Source organism: Shinella granuli, from assembly GCF_004341885.1.
GTDB lineage: Bacteria > Pseudomonadota > Alphaproteobacteria > Rhizobiales > Rhizobiaceae > Shinella > Shinella granuli.
This window is the reverse complement of record NZ_SLVX01000002.1, coordinates 497,660-513,016: the sequence shown is the minus strand read 5'-3', so window position 1 is coordinate 513,016 and position 15,357 is coordinate 497,660. Positions and strand designations below refer to the sequence as shown.

Below are 15,357 nucleotides of genomic sequence, written 5' to 3'. Positions count from 1 at the left end.
GATATTACTCGACGATCGAAGCGACGATGCCGGCGCCGACGGTGCGGCCACCTTCGCGGATCGCGAAGCGCAGCTTTTCTTCCATCGCGATCGGAACGATCAGCTCGACATCAACCGTCACGTTGTCGCCCGGCATCACCATTTCCGTGCCTTCCGGCAGCGTCACGATGCCCGTCACGTCCGTCGTGCGGAAGTAGAACTGCGGACGGTAGTTCGTGAAGAACGGCGTATGACGGCCGCCTTCTTCCTTCGTCAGGATGTAGGCTTCGGCCTTGAACTTCTTGTGCGGCTTGACCGAACCCGGCTTGCACAGGATCTGGCCACGCTCCACGCCGTCACGGTTCACACCGCGCAGCAGCGCACCGATGTTGTCGCCGGCCTGGCCCTGGTCGAGCAGCTTGCGGAACATCTCGACGCCCGTGCAGGTCGTCTTCGTCGTCGGGCGGATGCCGACGATCTCGATTTCCTCACCGACCTTGACGATACCGCGCTCGACGCGGCCCGTGACAACCGTGCCGCGGCCCGAGATCGAGAACACGTCTTCGATCGGCATCAGGAACGGCTGGTCGATCGGACGCTCCGGCGTCGGGATGTAGGCGTCGACGGCGGCCATCAGCTCGCGGATCGCGTCTTCGCCGATCTTCTTGTCCGAATCTTCGAGAGCGGCCAGAGCCGAGCCCTTGATGATCGGAATGTCGTCGCCCGGGAAGTCGTAGGACGACAGAAGTTCGCGCACTTCCAGCTCGACGAGCTCGAGCAGCTCGGCGTCGTCGACCTGGTCGACCTTGTTGAGGAACACGACGATGGCGGGAACGCCGACCTGGCGGGCGAGCAGGATGTGCTCGCGCGTCTGCGGCATCGGGCCGTCAGCGGCAGAGCAGACCAGGATCGCGCCGTCCATCTGGGCAGCACCGGTGATCATGTTCTTGACGTAGTCGGCGTGGCCGGGGCAGTCGACGTGGGCGTAGTGACGGTTCGGCGTCTCGTACTCGACGTGCGCCGTCGAGATGGTGATGCCGCGGGCCTTTTCTTCCGGAGCGGCGTCGATCTGGTCATACGCCTTGAACTCGCCGAAATACTTCGTGATCGCTGCCGTCAGCGACGTCTTGCCATGGTCAACGTGGCCGATCGTGCCGATGTTTACGTGAGGCTTAGTGCGCTCAAACTTACCTTTTGCCATGTTTTTATTCCTACTGAACGAAAGTTGGGCTAACCGGCCCGTCCGGTTTGGCAGGCGTTTAAGGCTTTCGCAACGAATGCGCAAGCCTTAAATGCACAGGGGAAACATGCCGGAAACGGGCTGGGGCAAGCCGGATGGACGATAGATCGGGATGCGGAATCGCTTTTTCAAGGCAGGGCCTTAGAGCGGAACGCTGATTCTTTTTCTGAAGGAAAACTGGAGCGGGTAGCGGGAATCGAACCCGCGTATTCAGCTTGGAAGGCTGCTGCTCTACCATTGAGCTATACCCGCGGGGGCCTTGATCCGTCTGACAGAATGGTGGAGGGAGTTGGATTTGAACCAACGTAGGCTGAGCCAACGGATTTACAGTCCGTCCCCTTTAACCACTCGGGCATCCCTCCATATTCCGTCGGGATCAAGCGACCAGTGTCGACCGGCGGGCAGTGCCTTGTGGGCGGCGCCTTCGATCTGGCGGCGTATATGACGGGCACAAATCGTCCTGTCAACACGAGGCTACGGAAAAAATTGCGAAAAACATCATCGTCCCCAATCGGCGGCCGGCCGGCGCGGCTGACGAGCCGCCGGCGTCCCGCCGGGAGCGTGCCGCGCGCAGGCCCAGGCACCTCCTGCCCCCTGTTTTTCCGTTTTTTGCCCATCCCTTGCGCAAAACCGCTGCACAGTTCGATGCGACTTGGTCTATAAGGCCGCATGAGCAAAGACGACACCGGCGGCAAGTCCGCAAAAGACACCCACTATGCCAAGCTGCGCCGGGCGCATCGCGACCAGCGGCGCGAACGCGGCGAGATTCCGACGCCCAGGGACGACCGCCGCCGCAAGCAGGCGGAAGGCTGGAAGGCACCGGCCCTGACGCCCGACCAGGTCTATCTCTACGGCCTGCACACGGTGCGCGCGGCGCTGGACAATCCGGAGCGCAAGATCATCAAGCTTTCGGTGAGCCAGAACGCCGCGCAGCGGCTGGAGCTGCCCGATTTCGCCACCCTGCCCTATCCTGTCGAGACCGTGCTGCCGTCCGACCTCGACAAGGTGCTCGGCCCGGAAGCGATCCACCAGGGCGTGATGCTGGAGACGCGCCCCCTGCCCGTGCGCCGGCTGGAAGCGCTGAAGGACAGCCCGTTGCTGCTCGTGCTCGACCAGGTGACGGATCCGCACAATGTCGGCGCCATCATGCGCTCGGCGGTGGCCTTCAATGCCGGCGCCGTCATCACGACGCAGCGCCACTCGCCGACCGAATCGGGCGTGCTCGCCAAAACCGCGTCCGGCGCGCTGGAACTCATTCCCTATATCCAGGTCACCAATCTCGCCGACGCGCTGGAGGAGCTGCACAAGCTCGGCTTCCTGACGATCGGCCTTGATTCGGAAGGCCCGGAGCCGCTGGAAGGCACGCTGTCCGGCGACCGTATCGCGCTCGTCATGGGTGCGGAGGGCAAGGGCCTGCGGCAGAAGACGCGCGCCACCTGCAAGGCGCTCGCCCGGCTCGACATGCCCGGCGCGATCAAGTCGCTCAACGTCTCGAACGCCGCGGCGATCGCGCTCTATGCCACGCAGCGGCATCTCTTGAGCTGAACCGGCCACGCGCAAATGCAAAACGCCCGCCGGTTTCCACCGGCGGGCGTTTTGCATGTCGAAGGACGGCGCTTAGCTGGCAAGCTTCAGGGAACCGCGATCATTGATGGTGCGCTCGGCCTCGGAAATCGCCTCGATCTTCGAATCGGGGCTGAGGTTCAGGCCTTCGGCACGCACCACTTCAACATCCGTGATGCCAAGGAAGCCGAGCACGGCCTTCAGATAGCTTTCCTGGTGGTCCATGACGGCCGCCGGACCGGCGGAATAGTGGCCGCCGCGGGTGGAGACGATGATGACCTTCTTGCCCTTGGCGAGGCCCTCGGGGCCTTCGGCGGTGTAGCGGAACGTCTTGCCGGAAACGGCGATGCGGTCGATCCAGGCCTTCAACTGGCTCGGCAGGGAGAAATTGTACATGGGCACGCCGAGGATGATCGTGTCGGCGGCCAGGAACTCGTCGAGCACCACCTTGCCTTCGGCGACGTCGGCGGCGATCTGCGCGTCGACCTCTTCCGGCTTCGCATTGGCGGCCATCAGATGCGCGCCGGACAGGTGCGGCAGCGGATCGGCGGCAAGGTCGCGATAGGTGATGGTGGCGGCCGGCTGTTCGGCCTTGATCTGGGCGACGACGGCGGCCGTCAGGCGGCGGGAGACGGAGTGCTCGCCGAGAATGCCGGAATCGATATGGAGGATGTTCATGGGTCAGCACCTTCGTTTCGGTTTGGGTGCGACACATATGTTCCGAAAACAATCGCGCGATTAGACAGCAAAAATCCAATTGACTGTTTCACCCGGGAAACAATAATTCGCAAAACCGCCTGGAGATAGCCATGCAGGACCTGAACGATCTCGCGCTCTACGCCGCCGTGGTGCGCCACAAGGGCTTTACCGCGGCGGCGAATGCGCTGTCCGTGCCGAAGTCCAAAATCAGCAAGCGCATCGCCGCTCTTGAGGAGCAGCTCGGCGTGCGCCTCATCGAGCGCTCCACCCGCAAGCTTGCCATCACCGATATCGGCCAGTCCTTCTATGAGCGCTGCGAGGCGGTGCTTTCCGGCGTGGAGGCGGCGGAGGCCGTGATCGCGGTCGCCAAGGCGGAACCGGCCGGCACGGTGCGCCTGTCGATGCCGCCGGGCTTTGCGCCCATGGTGGCCGACGTGCTGCCGAGCTTCATGAAGCGCTATCCCGGGGTGCGCCTCTCCATCCTCACCACCGGCCGCGCGGTCGATCTCATCGAGGAGCGCATAGACATCGCGCTGCGCGTGCGCGACGGCTACGACACGGACCAGTCGCTGATCGTGCGCCGCTTTGCCGGCACGCGGCGCTACCTCGCGGCAAGCCCGCGCTTTCTGGAGCAGCATGGCCCGATCGACCTAGAGACGATCGGCCGCGTTCCCACGCTCTCCATGCAGGAAAACAGCCCCAGGGCAATCTGGACGCTCTTCCACAAGAACGGCGACGTCTACGACGTCGCCCACTCCCCGGTGCTCTTGTGCTCGGATTTCAGCGTGCTGGAACGGGCCACGATCGAGGGCATCGGCCTTGCCCTCTTGCCGGACATGATCGTGGAGCGCGGCTTTCGCAGCGGCTTCCTGACGCCGGTGCTGCCGGAATGGTCGAGCGCGGAATCGACCGTGCACGCCGTCTTCACCTCGCGCCACGGCATGCTGCCGGCCGTGCGCGCCCTCATCGACCACCTCGCGGAAAACCTGCCCCGCTCCATGGAGCGCTGCCAGGAAATCGTCCCGATAACCGCGCTGGACAGCAACTGGTCGATCTGAACCCGCCCTTTTCCCTTTACAGCGGCGGAGAATATGCTAACTCCCTCGCTGAGTGCCCTTATAGCTCAGTTGGTAGAGCACCTGATTTGTAATCAGGGGGTCCCGGGTTCGAGTCCTGGTGGGGGCACCATTTTTGTTTGCGCGACGCCGCCCGCCAAGCCATCGCGCCGGTTCGCCTGCGCTCCGCTTCGACGCACCGTTTTGTTTTCGCGCCACTGCCTCCTTCCACATTGCCGTCCATTGCCGACTGGCCTATAGGCGTTTGATCGACGGGCGCCTCGGGGGCCTGCATTTCCGTTTCGCAGCATCGGCCGACACCGGCTATCGTGCGAAACCCATGGCGGAGGAACGAAGGTGGCGGACGACAAGGGACCGGTTTCGAAGGTGGTGGTCGAGAAGCGGATCGACGGGAAATATTTCTATTCGCTGACCTTCCGCGGTGTCACCTATCCCGTGAAGGGGCCGTTCGGCACGCCGATGGAGGCGGCCGCCAACGGGCAGGCCGTGCTGAAAAAGCTGGAGGAGCGGGCCGGGTCGGCCGGGACCTGAGCGCTGTCGCCTCACGACGTGCTGTCATATTTTTCAGATGCGCATGCCGTAAAGGCATGCGACAAAGACGGGCCTCGGGTGCAGGACGCGCCGCAGGCTTGCTCAGAGGATGCGGATCGACGGCATGGCGCGTAACTTCAACTCCCTCTCCTTCGTCGCCTCGCAGGCGGCCGAAGCGCAGGAAGCGCGCACCGAACTGATCTCGATCTACGGCAATGCCGATCCGGAAGAGGCCGATGTCATCGTCGCGCTCGGCGGCGACGGCTTCATGCTGCAGACGCTGCACACGACGATGAATTCCGGCAAGCCCGTCTACGGCATGAACCGCGGCTCCATCGGCTTCCTGATGAACCGCTACGACCCGAAGGATCTGCCCGACCGCATCGAAGGTGCGGTGGAGAACGCCTTCCGCCCGCTGGAGATGATCACCGGCGACGCGAGCGGCCAGGAGCGCCGGGCGCTCGCCATCAACGAGGTCTATCTCTTCCGCCAGTCCTACCAGGCGGCAAAGCTGCGCGTAAGCGTCGACGGGCGGGTGCGGCTGGAGGAACTGATCTGCGACGGGCTGCTGCTGGCGACGCCCGCAGGCTCGACCGCCTACAACCTTTCCGCCCATGGGCCGATCCTGCCACTGGAAGCGCCGCTGCTGGCGCTGACGCCCGTCAGCGCCTTCCGGCCGCGACGCTGGCGCGGCGCGCTGCTGCCCAACAAGGTGACGGTGGAAATCGAGGTGCTGGAGGCGGAGAAGCGGCCGGTCAATGCGGTGGCCGACAACACCGAGGTCAAATCGGTGACGTCGGTGCGCATTGCCGAATCGGCCGGACTTTCGGCGCATATCCTTTCCGATCCCGATCATTCCTGGTCCGACCGGATTCTTGCCGAACAGTTCGACTACTGACACGGTTATCCAGACCAGGGACAGGAGTTTCGTCATGACGCGGCACGCACTTGCCACCGCCCTCACCCTGCTTTTCCTTGCCGGACCGCCCGCCTTCGCGCAGGAATCGCCGGTCGCGGAAACCATCACCTTCGTCGTCTCCACCGGTTTCTGGGAGGAGCCGGTGGAGACGGACGAGGAAGACGCGGGGACTGCGGCCGAGACGAAGGAGCCCGCCGCCCTGCGCCGCGGCTATTACAAGCTGGTCGCGGTGCGCCAGCCGGATGGCACGGCGCAGGTCCACCTCCAGCAGATCGAGGCGACCGCCGAGGGCCCGAAGATCGCCTCCTCCACGGTGCTGGAGGAATTTTCGGCGATGAAACCCTATGTGACGGACATCCGGCCGGAGAATTCGTCCGGCATCACCACGCAGCCGGGGCTTTTCGCAACGGTCTATCTGAAGACGGACCCCAAGGCCGCAGAGCCCGAGGGCTGGACGGTGCTGATCGACGACCTCGGCGAGATCAAGATCGAGCGGGCGACGAACTGAGACCGGGCGCCTGCCCCCCTCTCCTCCGTCATCCTCGGGCGACGGAGGAGAGGTTGCAGGATCATCGAACGAAAAACGGGCGCCGAAGCGCCCGTCACGATGTCGTTTATTGAAGATTTCAGTTCAGGTCGTCCACGACCGCGTCCGCCCCACCGTTGACGCGGTGGGCGAGTGCGGCTTCCATGAACTCGTTGAGCTCGCCGTCGAGCACATCCGAGGGAGCGGTGCTTTCGACGCCGGTCCTGAGGTCCTTGACCAGCTGGTAGGGCTGGAGGACGTAGGAGCGGATCTGGTGGCCCCAGCCGATATCCGTCTTGGAGGCGGCTTCGGCGTTGGCGGCTTCCTCGCGCTTCTTCAGTTCCGCTTCGTAGAGGCGTGCACGCAGCATGTCCCAGGCCTTGGCGCGGTTCTTGTGCTGCGAGCGTTCCTGCTGGCAGGCGACCACGATGCCGGTCGGGATATGCGTGATACGCACGGCCGAATCGGTCGTGTTGACGTGCTGGCCGCCGGCGCCGGACGAGCGGTAGGTGTCGATGCGGCAGTCGCTTTCGTTGACCTCGATGTTGATCGACTCGTCGACGACCGGGTAGACCCAGATCGACGAGAACGAGGTGTGGCGGCGCGCATTGCTGTCATAGGGCGAGATGCGCACGAGACGGTGCACGCCCGATTCGGTCTTCAGCCAGCCATAGGCATTGTGGCCCTTGACGAGCATCGTCGCGGACTTGATGCCGGCCTCTTCGCCGTCATGGACTTCCAGCAGCTCCACCTTGTAGCCCGAGCGCTCCGCCCAGCGGGTGTACATGCGCAGAAGCATGTTCGCCCAGTCCTGGCTTTCCGTGCCGCCGGCGCCGGAATGCACTTCGAGATAGGTGTCGTTGGCATCCGCCTCGCCGGACAGCATGGCCTCGACCTGCTTGCGCGCGGCCTCGACCTTGAGCACCTTCAGGGCGTTCTCGGCTTCCTTGACGATGTCAGCGTCGCCCTCTTCCTCACCGAGCTCGATGAGCTCGATATTGTCCTTGAGCTGCTGCTCGATGGCCTTGACGCCATTGATGCCCTCGTCCAGCTGCTGGCGCTCGCGCATCAGCTTCTGGGCTTCCTGGGCGTCGTTCCAGAGGGTCGGATCCTCTGCCTTGTTGTTCAACCAGTCCAGTCGTCTCAGCGCCTGATCCCAGTCAAAGATGCCTCCTCAGCAGGCTTATGGCCTGCTTGATTTCGTCGACGATGTTCTCGATTTCCGCGCGCATATCCGCCTTCTTCTTCAATGCTATTTCGGTGGCCGTGAAATAGAGAGGGCGGGCGCGGATGTAAAGCCCCGCACCCGCCCTCGAACCGGATCATCGCTTGATCAGAACAGGCCGCCGCTGCCGCCCGTCACCGCCTGGTTGGCCTGCGGCGAGCTCCTCAGGATCTCCTCGGGGCTGGCATAGTCCTCGCCGCCGATGACCGAGAAGACGGAGGCCGGGCCCGTGCCGGGCTTGAAGGCTTCCATGATCGTGTCGGGCTGGCCCTCGGAGGCCTGCATGCCGGTCTTGCGGTTGACGGCGATGAACTGCATGCCTTCCGGCACGATGAACTTCGTCGGGCGCGTGCCTTCGAGGGCGGCCTGCATGAATTCGTTGAAGATCGGCGCGGAGAGCGAGCCGCCCGTCGCGCCGCGGCCGAGTGGGGCCGGGCTGTCGAAGCCGATATAGAGGCCGGCGACGAGATCCGGCGTGTAGCCGACGAACCAGGCGTCCTTCTCGTCGTTGGTCGTGCCGGTCTTGCCGGCGGTCGGACGGTCGAGCTTGATCTTGCCGGCGGCCGTGCCGCGCGTGACGACGCCCTCCATCATCGAGGTGATCTGGTAGGCGGTCATCGGGTCGAGCACCTGCTCGCGGTTGTCGACCAGCACCGGCTCTTCCTGGTTTTCCCAGTCATTGGCGTTGCAGTTCTCGCAGGTGCGCTCCTCGTGGCGGAAGATCGTCTTGCCGTAGCGGTCCTGGATGCGGTCGATCAGCGAGGGCTTGATCTGCTTGCCGCCATTGGCGAGCACCGAATAGGCCGAGACCATGCGCAGCACGGTCGTCTCGCCGGAACCGAGCGACATGGAAAGCACCGGATACATCTTGTCGTAGATGCCGAAGCGCTCGGCATATTCGGCGACAAGGTTCATGCCCATGTCATTGGCAAGGCGCACGGTCATCAGGTTGCGCGAGCGCTCGATGCCGAGGCGCAGCGTCGAGGGGCCGGCAGCCCCGCCACCATAGTTCTGCGGGCGCCAGACCTGGCCGCCGGCGACGATCTCGATCGGCGCGTCCATGATGACGGAGGCCGGCGTATAGCCGTTGTCGAGCGCGGCGGCGTAGACGAAGGGCTTGAAGGAGGAGCCCGGCTGGCGCATCGCCTGCGAGGCGCGGTTGAATTCCGACTGCGCATAGGAGAAGCCACCGACCATGGCGAGCACGCGCCCGGTATGCGGGTCCATGGCGACGAGGCCGCCCTGCACCTTCGGCGGCTGGCGCAGGCGGTACGTGCCGTCTTCCAGCGGCTCGACATAGACGACGTCGCCAACGGTGAAGACACCGGCCGGCGATTTCGCCGTCTTGCGATCGCCCTTGGCCGAACGGTAGGCCCAGGTCATGGCCTTGGCCTCGATGCGGCCGGTCACGCGCTCCTCGACGACCTTGCCGGAGGCTTCCTTGCTCGGCTGGAGGCCGATATCGGCGCCGCCGTCGTCGACGGCGAGAACGACGGCGAGCTTCCACTCCGGCACGTCGGACAGCGAGTCGACCTTGGCGAGTTCCACGCCCCAGTCGCCGCCGATCTCGATCGTCTTGATCGGGCCATGGAAGCCGCGGCGCTCGTCATAGCTCAGCAGGCCCTTCTGCAGCGCCTTGCGGGCGGCGACCTGGATGCGCGGATCGAGCGAGGTGCGCACCGAAAGGCCGCCCTCATAGAGCGCGTTGTCGCCATAGCGCTCGATGATCTGGCGGCGGACTTCTTCAGAGAAGAACTCCGAGGCGAAGAGATAGGAGCCGCGATGACGCGGCGTCACGCCGAGCGGCTGTGCCTTGGCATCCGCGCCGTCGCTCTGGGTGACGTAGCCGTTCTCGACCATGCGGTCGATGACCCAGTTGCGGCGCTCGATGGCAGCCTCTGTGCGGCGGAAGGGATGGTAGTTCGACGGGCCCTTCGGCAGGGCGGCGAGATAGGCGGTCTCGGCGATCGTCAGCTCGGTGACGGACTTGTCGAAATAGGTGAGCGCCGCGCCGGCGATGCCGTAGGAATTCAGGCCGAAGAAGATCTCGTTGAGATAGAGTTCGAGGATGCGGTCCTTGGAATAGGCCTGCTCGATGCGGAAGGAGAGGATCGCTTCCTTGACCTTGCGGTCGATGGTCTGGTCGGAGGAAAGCAGGAAGTTCTTGGCGACCTGCTGGGTGATCGTCGATGCGCCGACCGGGCGGCGGCCGGACCCCATGTTCTGCACGTTGACCACGATGGCGCGGAAGAGGCCGGTCACGTCGACGCCGGGATGCTGGTAGAAATTCTTGTCCTCGGCGGAGAGGAAGGCGGCCTTGACGCGGTCCGGGATCGCCTGGATCGGCAGGTAGAGGCGGCGTTCCCTGGCATATTCGGCCATCAGCGCGCCGTTGCCGGCATGCACGCGTGTCGTCACCGGCGGGGCATAGCTGTTCAAGACCTCATAATCGGGAAGATCCTTGGTGACACTTCCGAGATAGAGCGCGACCGCGCCCGCCACGGCGAGGAAGAAGACGGCGCCAATCCCGAAGAAATATCCAATCAGTCTGATCATGAGCCAGTTACCGATGCCTTATGCTTATAATGTCATCGGGCAGACCTGCTGCCCGGCCTTGTACGCCCCCGGCTCATCCGGCCGTTGCGCGCTCCCGTCGAGGACGAGTCACCCCATTTTCTCGTTCCCGTCTAGCGAGCGGAATGTGAGGAAAATAGGGCTTACAGCATGCATCCGGGCTTCGCCACCGCACAATGGCGGCCGCTGTCACTTTTCCGGCACAGGCAAACCTAGCACGTTCCACGCCCGCGCGCCGAAAAACCTCAGCCACCGTTGGCGACGACCGTCGCGCGGTACTGTTCCACGGCCCTGGCAACGAGACCCGCGACCTTCTTCTGCCAGGCCGGATCGATCAGCAACTGCTCGTCGTCCTTGTTCGACATGAAGCCGAGTTCGAGCAGGATCGAGGGCACGTCCGGCGCGGTCAGCACGCGGAAGCCGGCATGGCGATGCGGATTGTTGATCAGCAGCACCTGGTCCTTGAAATTGCTGACGACGCTCTGGGCGAGGTTGATCGAGAAGGCCTGCGTCTCGCGGCGCGTCAGGTCGAGCAGGATATCGGCCACTTCGGCCGGCTCGTCGACGAAGGAGATGCCGGCGATCTGGTCGGACAGGTTTTCCCGCTCGGCAAGGCTGGCCGCGAGGCTGTCGGAGGCCTTGTCGGAAATGGTGTAGACCGTCGCGCCGCGGATGTCCTTCTGCTTCAGCGTGTCGGCGTGGATGGAGATGAGCAGGTTCGCCCCCTCGTTGCGGGCAAGCTGCACACGCTGCGAGAGCGAGAGGAACTCGTCCTTGTCGCGGGTGAGGATGGCGCGCGTGCCGGGCAGCGCGTTCAGCGCCTCGGTAAGCTGGCGGGCGAAGGCGAGCGTGACGTGCTTTTCCTCCGTCTTGGTGACGGCGCCGCGCGCGCCGTTATCGATGCCGCCATGGCCGGCGTCGACCGCGATGACGAAGGGGCCGTCCGCCCGGCTGCCGGGCAGCATGACGGACGCCTGTTCGGCTCCTGGCGATGCGGCCGCTTCCTGCCAGCTCTGCTTCTCCATCAGCCCCTGGAAGGCCTGGTCGGTGACGATCGCCGTGTCGACGACCAGCCGGTAACTCGCCGCCCCCTCTTCTTCCTGTACCTCGGCCAGCACGACGCCGACCGGGCGCGATGCGGTCAGGACGATGCGCGAGCGGCCGGCGGCCATCGTGCCGTAGCGGATGTCGGAGAAGATGCCGCGCGCCTCCAGCTCTTCCGCCTTCACGCCGAAATCGGTTTCCGGCAGGTCGATCAGCACGCGGTAGGGATTGGCGACGTAGTGGACCTTGAAGTCCGGCTTGCGGTCGAAATCGATGATGAGGCGGGTGCGGGCATCGTCACCGGCAATGCGCGCGGAAAAGGCGAGCAGCGGCGCGGCCGAGGCGGAAACGGCAAGGGCGGGCGTGACGAGCGACAGGCTGAATGCGGCGACGATCGCGCCGGCCGCGACGCGGGCAAGGGTTTCGGTCAGAAGGCGTAGCATCACCACTGGCAGTCCGTTCAAACGCGTGGAAACCGCGCGATGCGGCACAGGACGAGACCCATAGATGCCCCCATATGGTTAACCAAAGCTTGCCAAGGGGAAATGCCGCAGCGCCTCAGCAGCCATAGGGGCAATTCCATCAAGATTATGACGCTTTTGGCTTTTCCCTTGCCATTGTGACATATCCGCCATAAAAGCAAAATCAGGGAAAAAGAATAGACGGGATAGAATCGCTTAGAGCAGGCAGCCACTCCTTCGGGGCTTGGCGCCGAACCGGGCCTTCATCCGCCGTCGCACCGCTTTTTCCCGGCCGATAAGATCGCGTAAACCGGCGGTGGCCGGAACAGTCAAGGTGGATTTCCACCAAACGCCCTTACCCAAGGGCAATTTCATCGGACCGATCAGGTCTATGGCACAGGCATTCTCGTTGGACGTTGATGTTGTCACAGCGGATTTTATCAGAGGGTAACAGGCACCGGGGCGTTCGCGTACCGGCCGCCCTCCGTCCGCCAACCCCGCACCGGGGCCCGACGAGAACTTACATATCCGGCGCATCCCTCTCCTCCCCCGGCACTTCCCTAGATGGGAACGGTTCGCCGCCAGGATCGCGGCTGCGCCGAGGAGCTCAATCTACATGGCAGAGAAAATGCTTATCGATGCGTCTCACGCTGAAGAGACGCGCGTCGTTGTCGTACGCGGAAACCGCATAGAAGAATTCGACTTCGAATCCGAACACAAGAAACAGATCCGCGGCAACATCTACCTTGCCAAGGTCACACGCGTCGAACCGTCGCTCCAGGCGGCCTTCGTCGACTACGGCGGCAACCGCCACGGCTTTCTGGCGTTCGCCGAAATCCATCCGGACTACTACCAGATCCCGCTTGCCGACCGTCAGGCCCTGCTGAGGGCCGAGGCCGAGGAACATCGTCGCGACGACGATATCGAGCCGGTCGAGACGGCCACCGATCTTTCCGAGGATACGGAAACGACGGAGGTCGCCGAAGCTCCGGCGGCTGCCGAAGAGGCGCCGGTCGCCGCGGCCGCAGAGGCAGAGGCCGAGGTTGTCGAGACCGCCGCCGAGCCCGAGGTTGCCGAAGCCGCTGCCGCCCCTGCGGAAGAGGCCCCGGCCGAAAAGCCGAAGAAACCGCGCCGCCCGCGCAAGGCCAAGGCGAAGGCCGAGGACGCGCCGGCTGCCGAAGAGGCCGCCGCCCCCGCCGAAAGCGGCGACGACGAGACACCCGGCGGCGCGATGGCCATGGCTGTCGACACCGACGAGATCTCCGAGCCCGCCGAGCGCTCGCGCGGCCGCCGTCGCCGCGATGACGACGACGATGACGACGATCATCACGGCGAGGAGAAGGAAGTCATCGAATCCGTCGGCGCCGAAGACGCGATGGAAGAGGTTCCGGACCGCGTGCAGCGCAAGCCGCGCAAGCAGTACCGCATCCAGGAAGTCATCAAGCGCCGCCAGATCCTGCTCGTGCAGGTCGCCAAGGAAGAGCGCGGCAACAAGGGCGCGGCGCTGACCACGTACCTGTCGCTCGCCGGCCGCTACTCCGTCCTCATGCCGAACACGGCACGCGGCGGCGGCATTTCCCGCAAGATCACCAACCTGCAGGACCGCAAGCGCCTGAAGGAGATCGCCCGCGACCTCGAGGTTCCGCAGGGCATGGGCGTCATCCTGCGCACCGCCGGCGCGAACCGCACCCGCGTCGAGGTCAAGCGCGACTTCGAGTACCTGATGCGCCTGTGGGAGAACGTCCGCACGCTGACGCTCGCTTCCACGGCCCCCTGCCTCGTCTATGAGGAAGGCTCGCTCATCAAGCGTTCGATCCGCGACCTCTACAACAAGGACATCAGCGAGATCATCGTCGCCGGCGAGGAAGGCTATCGCGAAGCGAAAAGCTTCATGAAGATGCTGATGCCGAGCCATGCGAAGGTCGTGCAGCCCTATCGCGACGTGCATCCGATCTTCTCGCGCTCGGGCATCGAGGCCCAGCTCGACCGCATGCTGCAGCCGCAGGTGACGCTGAAATCCGGCGGCTACATCATCATCAACCAGACCGAGGCGCTCGTCTCGATCGACGTCAACTCCGGTCGCTCGACGCGCGAGCACTCCATCGAGGAGACCGCGCTCCAGACAAACCTGGAAGCCGCCGAGGAAGTGGCGCGCCAGCTTCGCCTGCGCGACCTTGCCGGCCTCGTCGTCATCGACTTCATCGACATGGAGGAGAAGCGCAACAACCGCGCCGTCGAGAAGCGCCTGAAGGACCATCTCAAGAACGACCGCGCGCGCATCCAGGTCGGCCGCATCTCGCATTTCGGCCTTCTGGAAATGTCGCGCCAGCGCATCCGCGCCTCGGTCCTCGAATCCACCATGCAGACCTGCCCGCACTGCAACGGCACGGGCCATGTGCGCTCGCAGTCGTCGGTCGCGCTGCATGTCCTGCGCGGCATCGAGGAATACCTGCTCAAGAACACGACGCACAACATCACCGTGCGCACCACGCCCGACATCGCGCTCTACCTGCTCAACCACAAGCGCGGCACGATCATCGACTATGAGGGCCGCTTCGGCGTCGCCATCATCATCGAGGCGGATGCCCATGTCGGCGCGCAGCACTTCGCGATCGACCGCGGCGAGGCCGTCGAGAACCCGGTCAAGATCGAGCAGATCCTGCATTTCGAGCCCGAGCCCGAAGACGACGACATCGAGATCGAAGACGAGATCGACGAGGAAGAGGAAGAAGCGCGTCCCGCTGCGGCTGCGCAGTCCGCCTCGGCGTCGTCCTCCTCCGACGAGAACGGCCGTAACAAGCGCAAGCGCCGCCGCCGCCGCCGTGGCCGTGGCCGCGAGAATGGCGAAGGCACCGACACCGCCTCCTTCGGCGGCGAGCAGGCCGGCGATGAAGATGTGCTCGACGACGACGATGCCGATGGCGAAGAGGGTGTGGAAGCATCCCAGGCACAGGCCGACGACACGTCCGAGCGCCGCAAGCGCCGCCGCCGCGGCAAGCGTGGCGGCCGCCGCAACCGTCTCGAGGACGGCTCGGTCGAAGCCGGCGCGGAAGAGGCCGAGGACGCCGGTGGCGAGGCAGATGAAGCCGAAGAGGGCGTGGCCGTCGAGGTGAAGGTCGCTGAAGTGACCGTCGCCGCGGAGGAAGCCCCGGTCGAGGCCGTTGCCGAAGAGCCGCCGGCCAAGCCGAAGCGTGCCCGCCGCAGCCGTGCCAAGGCCGCCGAAGAGGTCGCCACCGACGAGGCTGCCCGCAGCGAGATCGAGGCCCAGCCGGTCGCCGCGGCCCCCGTCGAAGAGGCGACGCCGGCCGAGCCGGAAGTCGAAGTGGCCGCCGCCGATCTCCAGGAGCCGGCCAAGCCCGTGCGCGCCAACCGTGATCTCTCCAAGATCGCCTCCGAGCCGGTGGTGAAATCCTCGACGGCGAAGGAAGCGGCGCCGGCCGAGGAAGCGGAAAAGCCCAAGAAGGGCGGCTGGTGGCAGCGCCGCGGCTTCTTCTAAGAACCGCCTGCATCCAGAAAATCA

The 15,357-nt window shown here is 64.7% G+C and carries 11 protein-coding genes and 3 tRNA genes; 7 read left to right on the top strand and 7 right to left on the bottom strand.

Annotated features, from left to right (window positions below):
• Window positions 1-4 precede the first annotated feature (4 nt).
• The 3 genes from tuf to EV665_RS05670 all read right to left on the bottom strand — a co-directional run bounded on the left by tuf (window position 5) and on the right by EV665_RS05670 (window position 1,581).
• On the bottom strand, window positions 5-1,180 hold the full coding sequence (tuf, locus tag EV665_RS05680) for an elongation factor Tu (protein ID WP_064329852.1): 1,176 nt from the start codon (window positions 1,178-1,180) through the stop codon (window positions 5-7).
• A 217-nt stretch (window positions 1,181-1,397) separates the two neighbouring features.
• A tRNA-Gly gene (locus EV665_RS05675) sits at window positions 1,398-1,471 on the bottom strand.
• A gap of 25 nt (window positions 1,472-1,496) precedes the next feature.
• Window positions 1,497-1,581, bottom strand: a tRNA-Tyr gene (locus tag EV665_RS05670).
• A 307-nt stretch (window positions 1,582-1,888) separates the two neighbouring features.
• On the opposite strand from EV665_RS05670, the gene rlmB reads away from it, so the two are divergent.
• Window positions 1,889-2,764: a 23S rRNA (guanosine(2251)-2'-O)-methyltransferase RlmB gene (gene rlmB, locus EV665_RS05665; protein ID WP_133033369.1), complete on the top strand. Its 876-nt coding sequence runs from the start codon at window positions 1,889-1,891 to the stop codon at window positions 2,762-2,764.
• Window positions 2,765-2,836: 72 nt separating this feature from the next.
• Here rlmB and EV665_RS05660 read toward each other — a convergent pair whose 3' ends face one another.
• Window positions 2,837-3,460 carry an FMN-dependent NADH-azoreductase gene (locus EV665_RS05660; protein WP_133033368.1) on the bottom strand — a complete coding sequence of 208 codons (624 nt, stop codon included), beginning with the start codon at window positions 3,458-3,460 and terminating at the stop codon, window positions 2,837-2,839.
• 131 nt (window positions 3,461-3,591) lie between these two features.
• Here EV665_RS05660 and EV665_RS05655 point away from each other — a divergent pair, with 131 nt between their 5' ends.
• The 5 genes from EV665_RS05655 to EV665_RS05635 all read left to right on the top strand — a co-directional run bounded on the left by EV665_RS05655 (window position 3,592) and on the right by EV665_RS05635 (window position 6,515).
• Window positions 3,592-4,539, top strand: coding sequence for a LysR family transcriptional regulator (locus EV665_RS05655; RefSeq protein ID WP_133033367.1), 948 nt, complete (start codon window positions 3,592-3,594; stop codon window positions 4,537-4,539).
• 54 nt (window positions 4,540-4,593) lie between these two features.
• A tRNA-Thr gene (locus tag EV665_RS05650) sits at window positions 4,594-4,669 on the top strand.
• 224 nt (window positions 4,670-4,893) lie between these two features.
• Window positions 4,894-5,088, top strand: a complete 195-nt coding sequence (locus EV665_RS05645; protein ID WP_133033366.1) for a hypothetical protein — start codon at window positions 4,894-4,896, stop codon at window positions 5,086-5,088.
• A 124-nt stretch (window positions 5,089-5,212) separates the two neighbouring features.
• Window positions 5,213-5,986 (top strand): NAD kinase, encoded by a 774-nt coding sequence (locus EV665_RS05640; RefSeq protein WP_064332484.1) that lies wholly within the window; start codon window positions 5,213-5,215, stop codon window positions 5,984-5,986.
• A gap of 34 nt (window positions 5,987-6,020) precedes the next feature.
• Window positions 6,021-6,515: a hypothetical protein gene (locus EV665_RS05635; protein ID WP_133033365.1), complete on the top strand. Its 495-nt coding sequence runs from the start codon at window positions 6,021-6,023 to the stop codon at window positions 6,513-6,515.
• A 118-nt stretch (window positions 6,516-6,633) separates the two neighbouring features.
• Here EV665_RS05635 and prfB read toward each other — a convergent pair.
• From prfB to EV665_RS05620, 3 genes are all read right to left on the bottom strand, one after another.
• A protein-coding gene (gene prfB / locus EV665_RS05630; RefSeq protein ID WP_133033364.1) for a peptide chain release factor 2 occupies window positions 6,634-7,765 on the bottom strand; the annotation gives its coding sequence in 2 pieces (ribosomal slippage) (window positions 6,634-7,695 and window positions 7,697-7,765; 1,131 coding nt in all).
• A gap of 101 nt (window positions 7,766-7,866) precedes the next feature.
• The gene (locus EV665_RS05625; protein WP_064329830.1) at window positions 7,867-10,314 is read right to left on the bottom strand and encodes a penicillin-binding protein 1A; all 2,448 of its coding nucleotides are present in this window, start codon (window positions 10,312-10,314) and stop codon (window positions 7,867-7,869) included.
• Window positions 10,315-10,577: 263 nt separating this feature from the next.
• The gene (locus EV665_RS05620; protein WP_133033438.1) at window positions 10,578-11,819 is read right to left on the bottom strand and encodes an N-acetylmuramoyl-L-alanine amidase; all 1,242 of its coding nucleotides are present in this window, start codon (window positions 11,817-11,819) and stop codon (window positions 10,578-10,580) included.
• A 634-nt stretch (window positions 11,820-12,453) separates the two neighbouring features.
• Between EV665_RS05620 and EV665_RS05615 the strand changes: the two genes are divergently transcribed.
• A complete protein-coding gene (locus EV665_RS05615; protein WP_162852976.1) occupies window positions 12,454-15,333 on the top strand; it encodes an Rne/Rng family ribonuclease in 2,880 nt (959 codons plus the stop codon).
• Window positions 15,334-15,357 lie beyond the last annotated feature (24 nt).

Coding starts and splice junctions, on each gene's coding strand:
- EV665_RS05640 (WP_064332484.1), top strand. CDS start 5,213: ATGGCGCGTAACTTCAACTCCCTCTCCTTCGTCGCCTCGCAGGCGGCC.
- rlmB (WP_133033369.1), top strand. CDS start 1,889: ATGAGCAAAGACGACACCGGCGGCAAGTCCGCAAAAGACACCCACTAT.
- EV665_RS05660 (WP_133033368.1), bottom strand. CDS start 3,460: ATGAACATCCTCCATATCGATTCCGGCATTCTCGGCGAGCACTCCGTC.
- EV665_RS05620 (WP_133033438.1), bottom strand. CDS start 11,819: ATGCTACGCCTTCTGACCGAAACCCTTGCCCGCGTCGCGGCCGGCGCG.
- EV665_RS05635 (WP_133033365.1), top strand. CDS start 6,021: ATGACGCGGCACGCACTTGCCACCGCCCTCACCCTGCTTTTCCTTGCC.
- EV665_RS05625 (WP_064329830.1), bottom strand. CDS start 10,314: ATGATCAGACTGATTGGATATTTCTTCGGGATTGGCGCCGTCTTCTTC.
- EV665_RS05615 (WP_162852976.1), top strand. CDS start 12,454: ATGGCAGAGAAAATGCTTATCGATGCGTCTCACGCTGAAGAGACGCGC.
- tuf (WP_064329852.1), bottom strand. CDS start 1,180: ATGGCAAAAGGTAAGTTTGAGCGCACTAAGCCTCACGTAAACATCGGC.
- EV665_RS05655 (WP_133033367.1), top strand. CDS start 3,592: ATGCAGGACCTGAACGATCTCGCGCTCTACGCCGCCGTGGTGCGCCAC.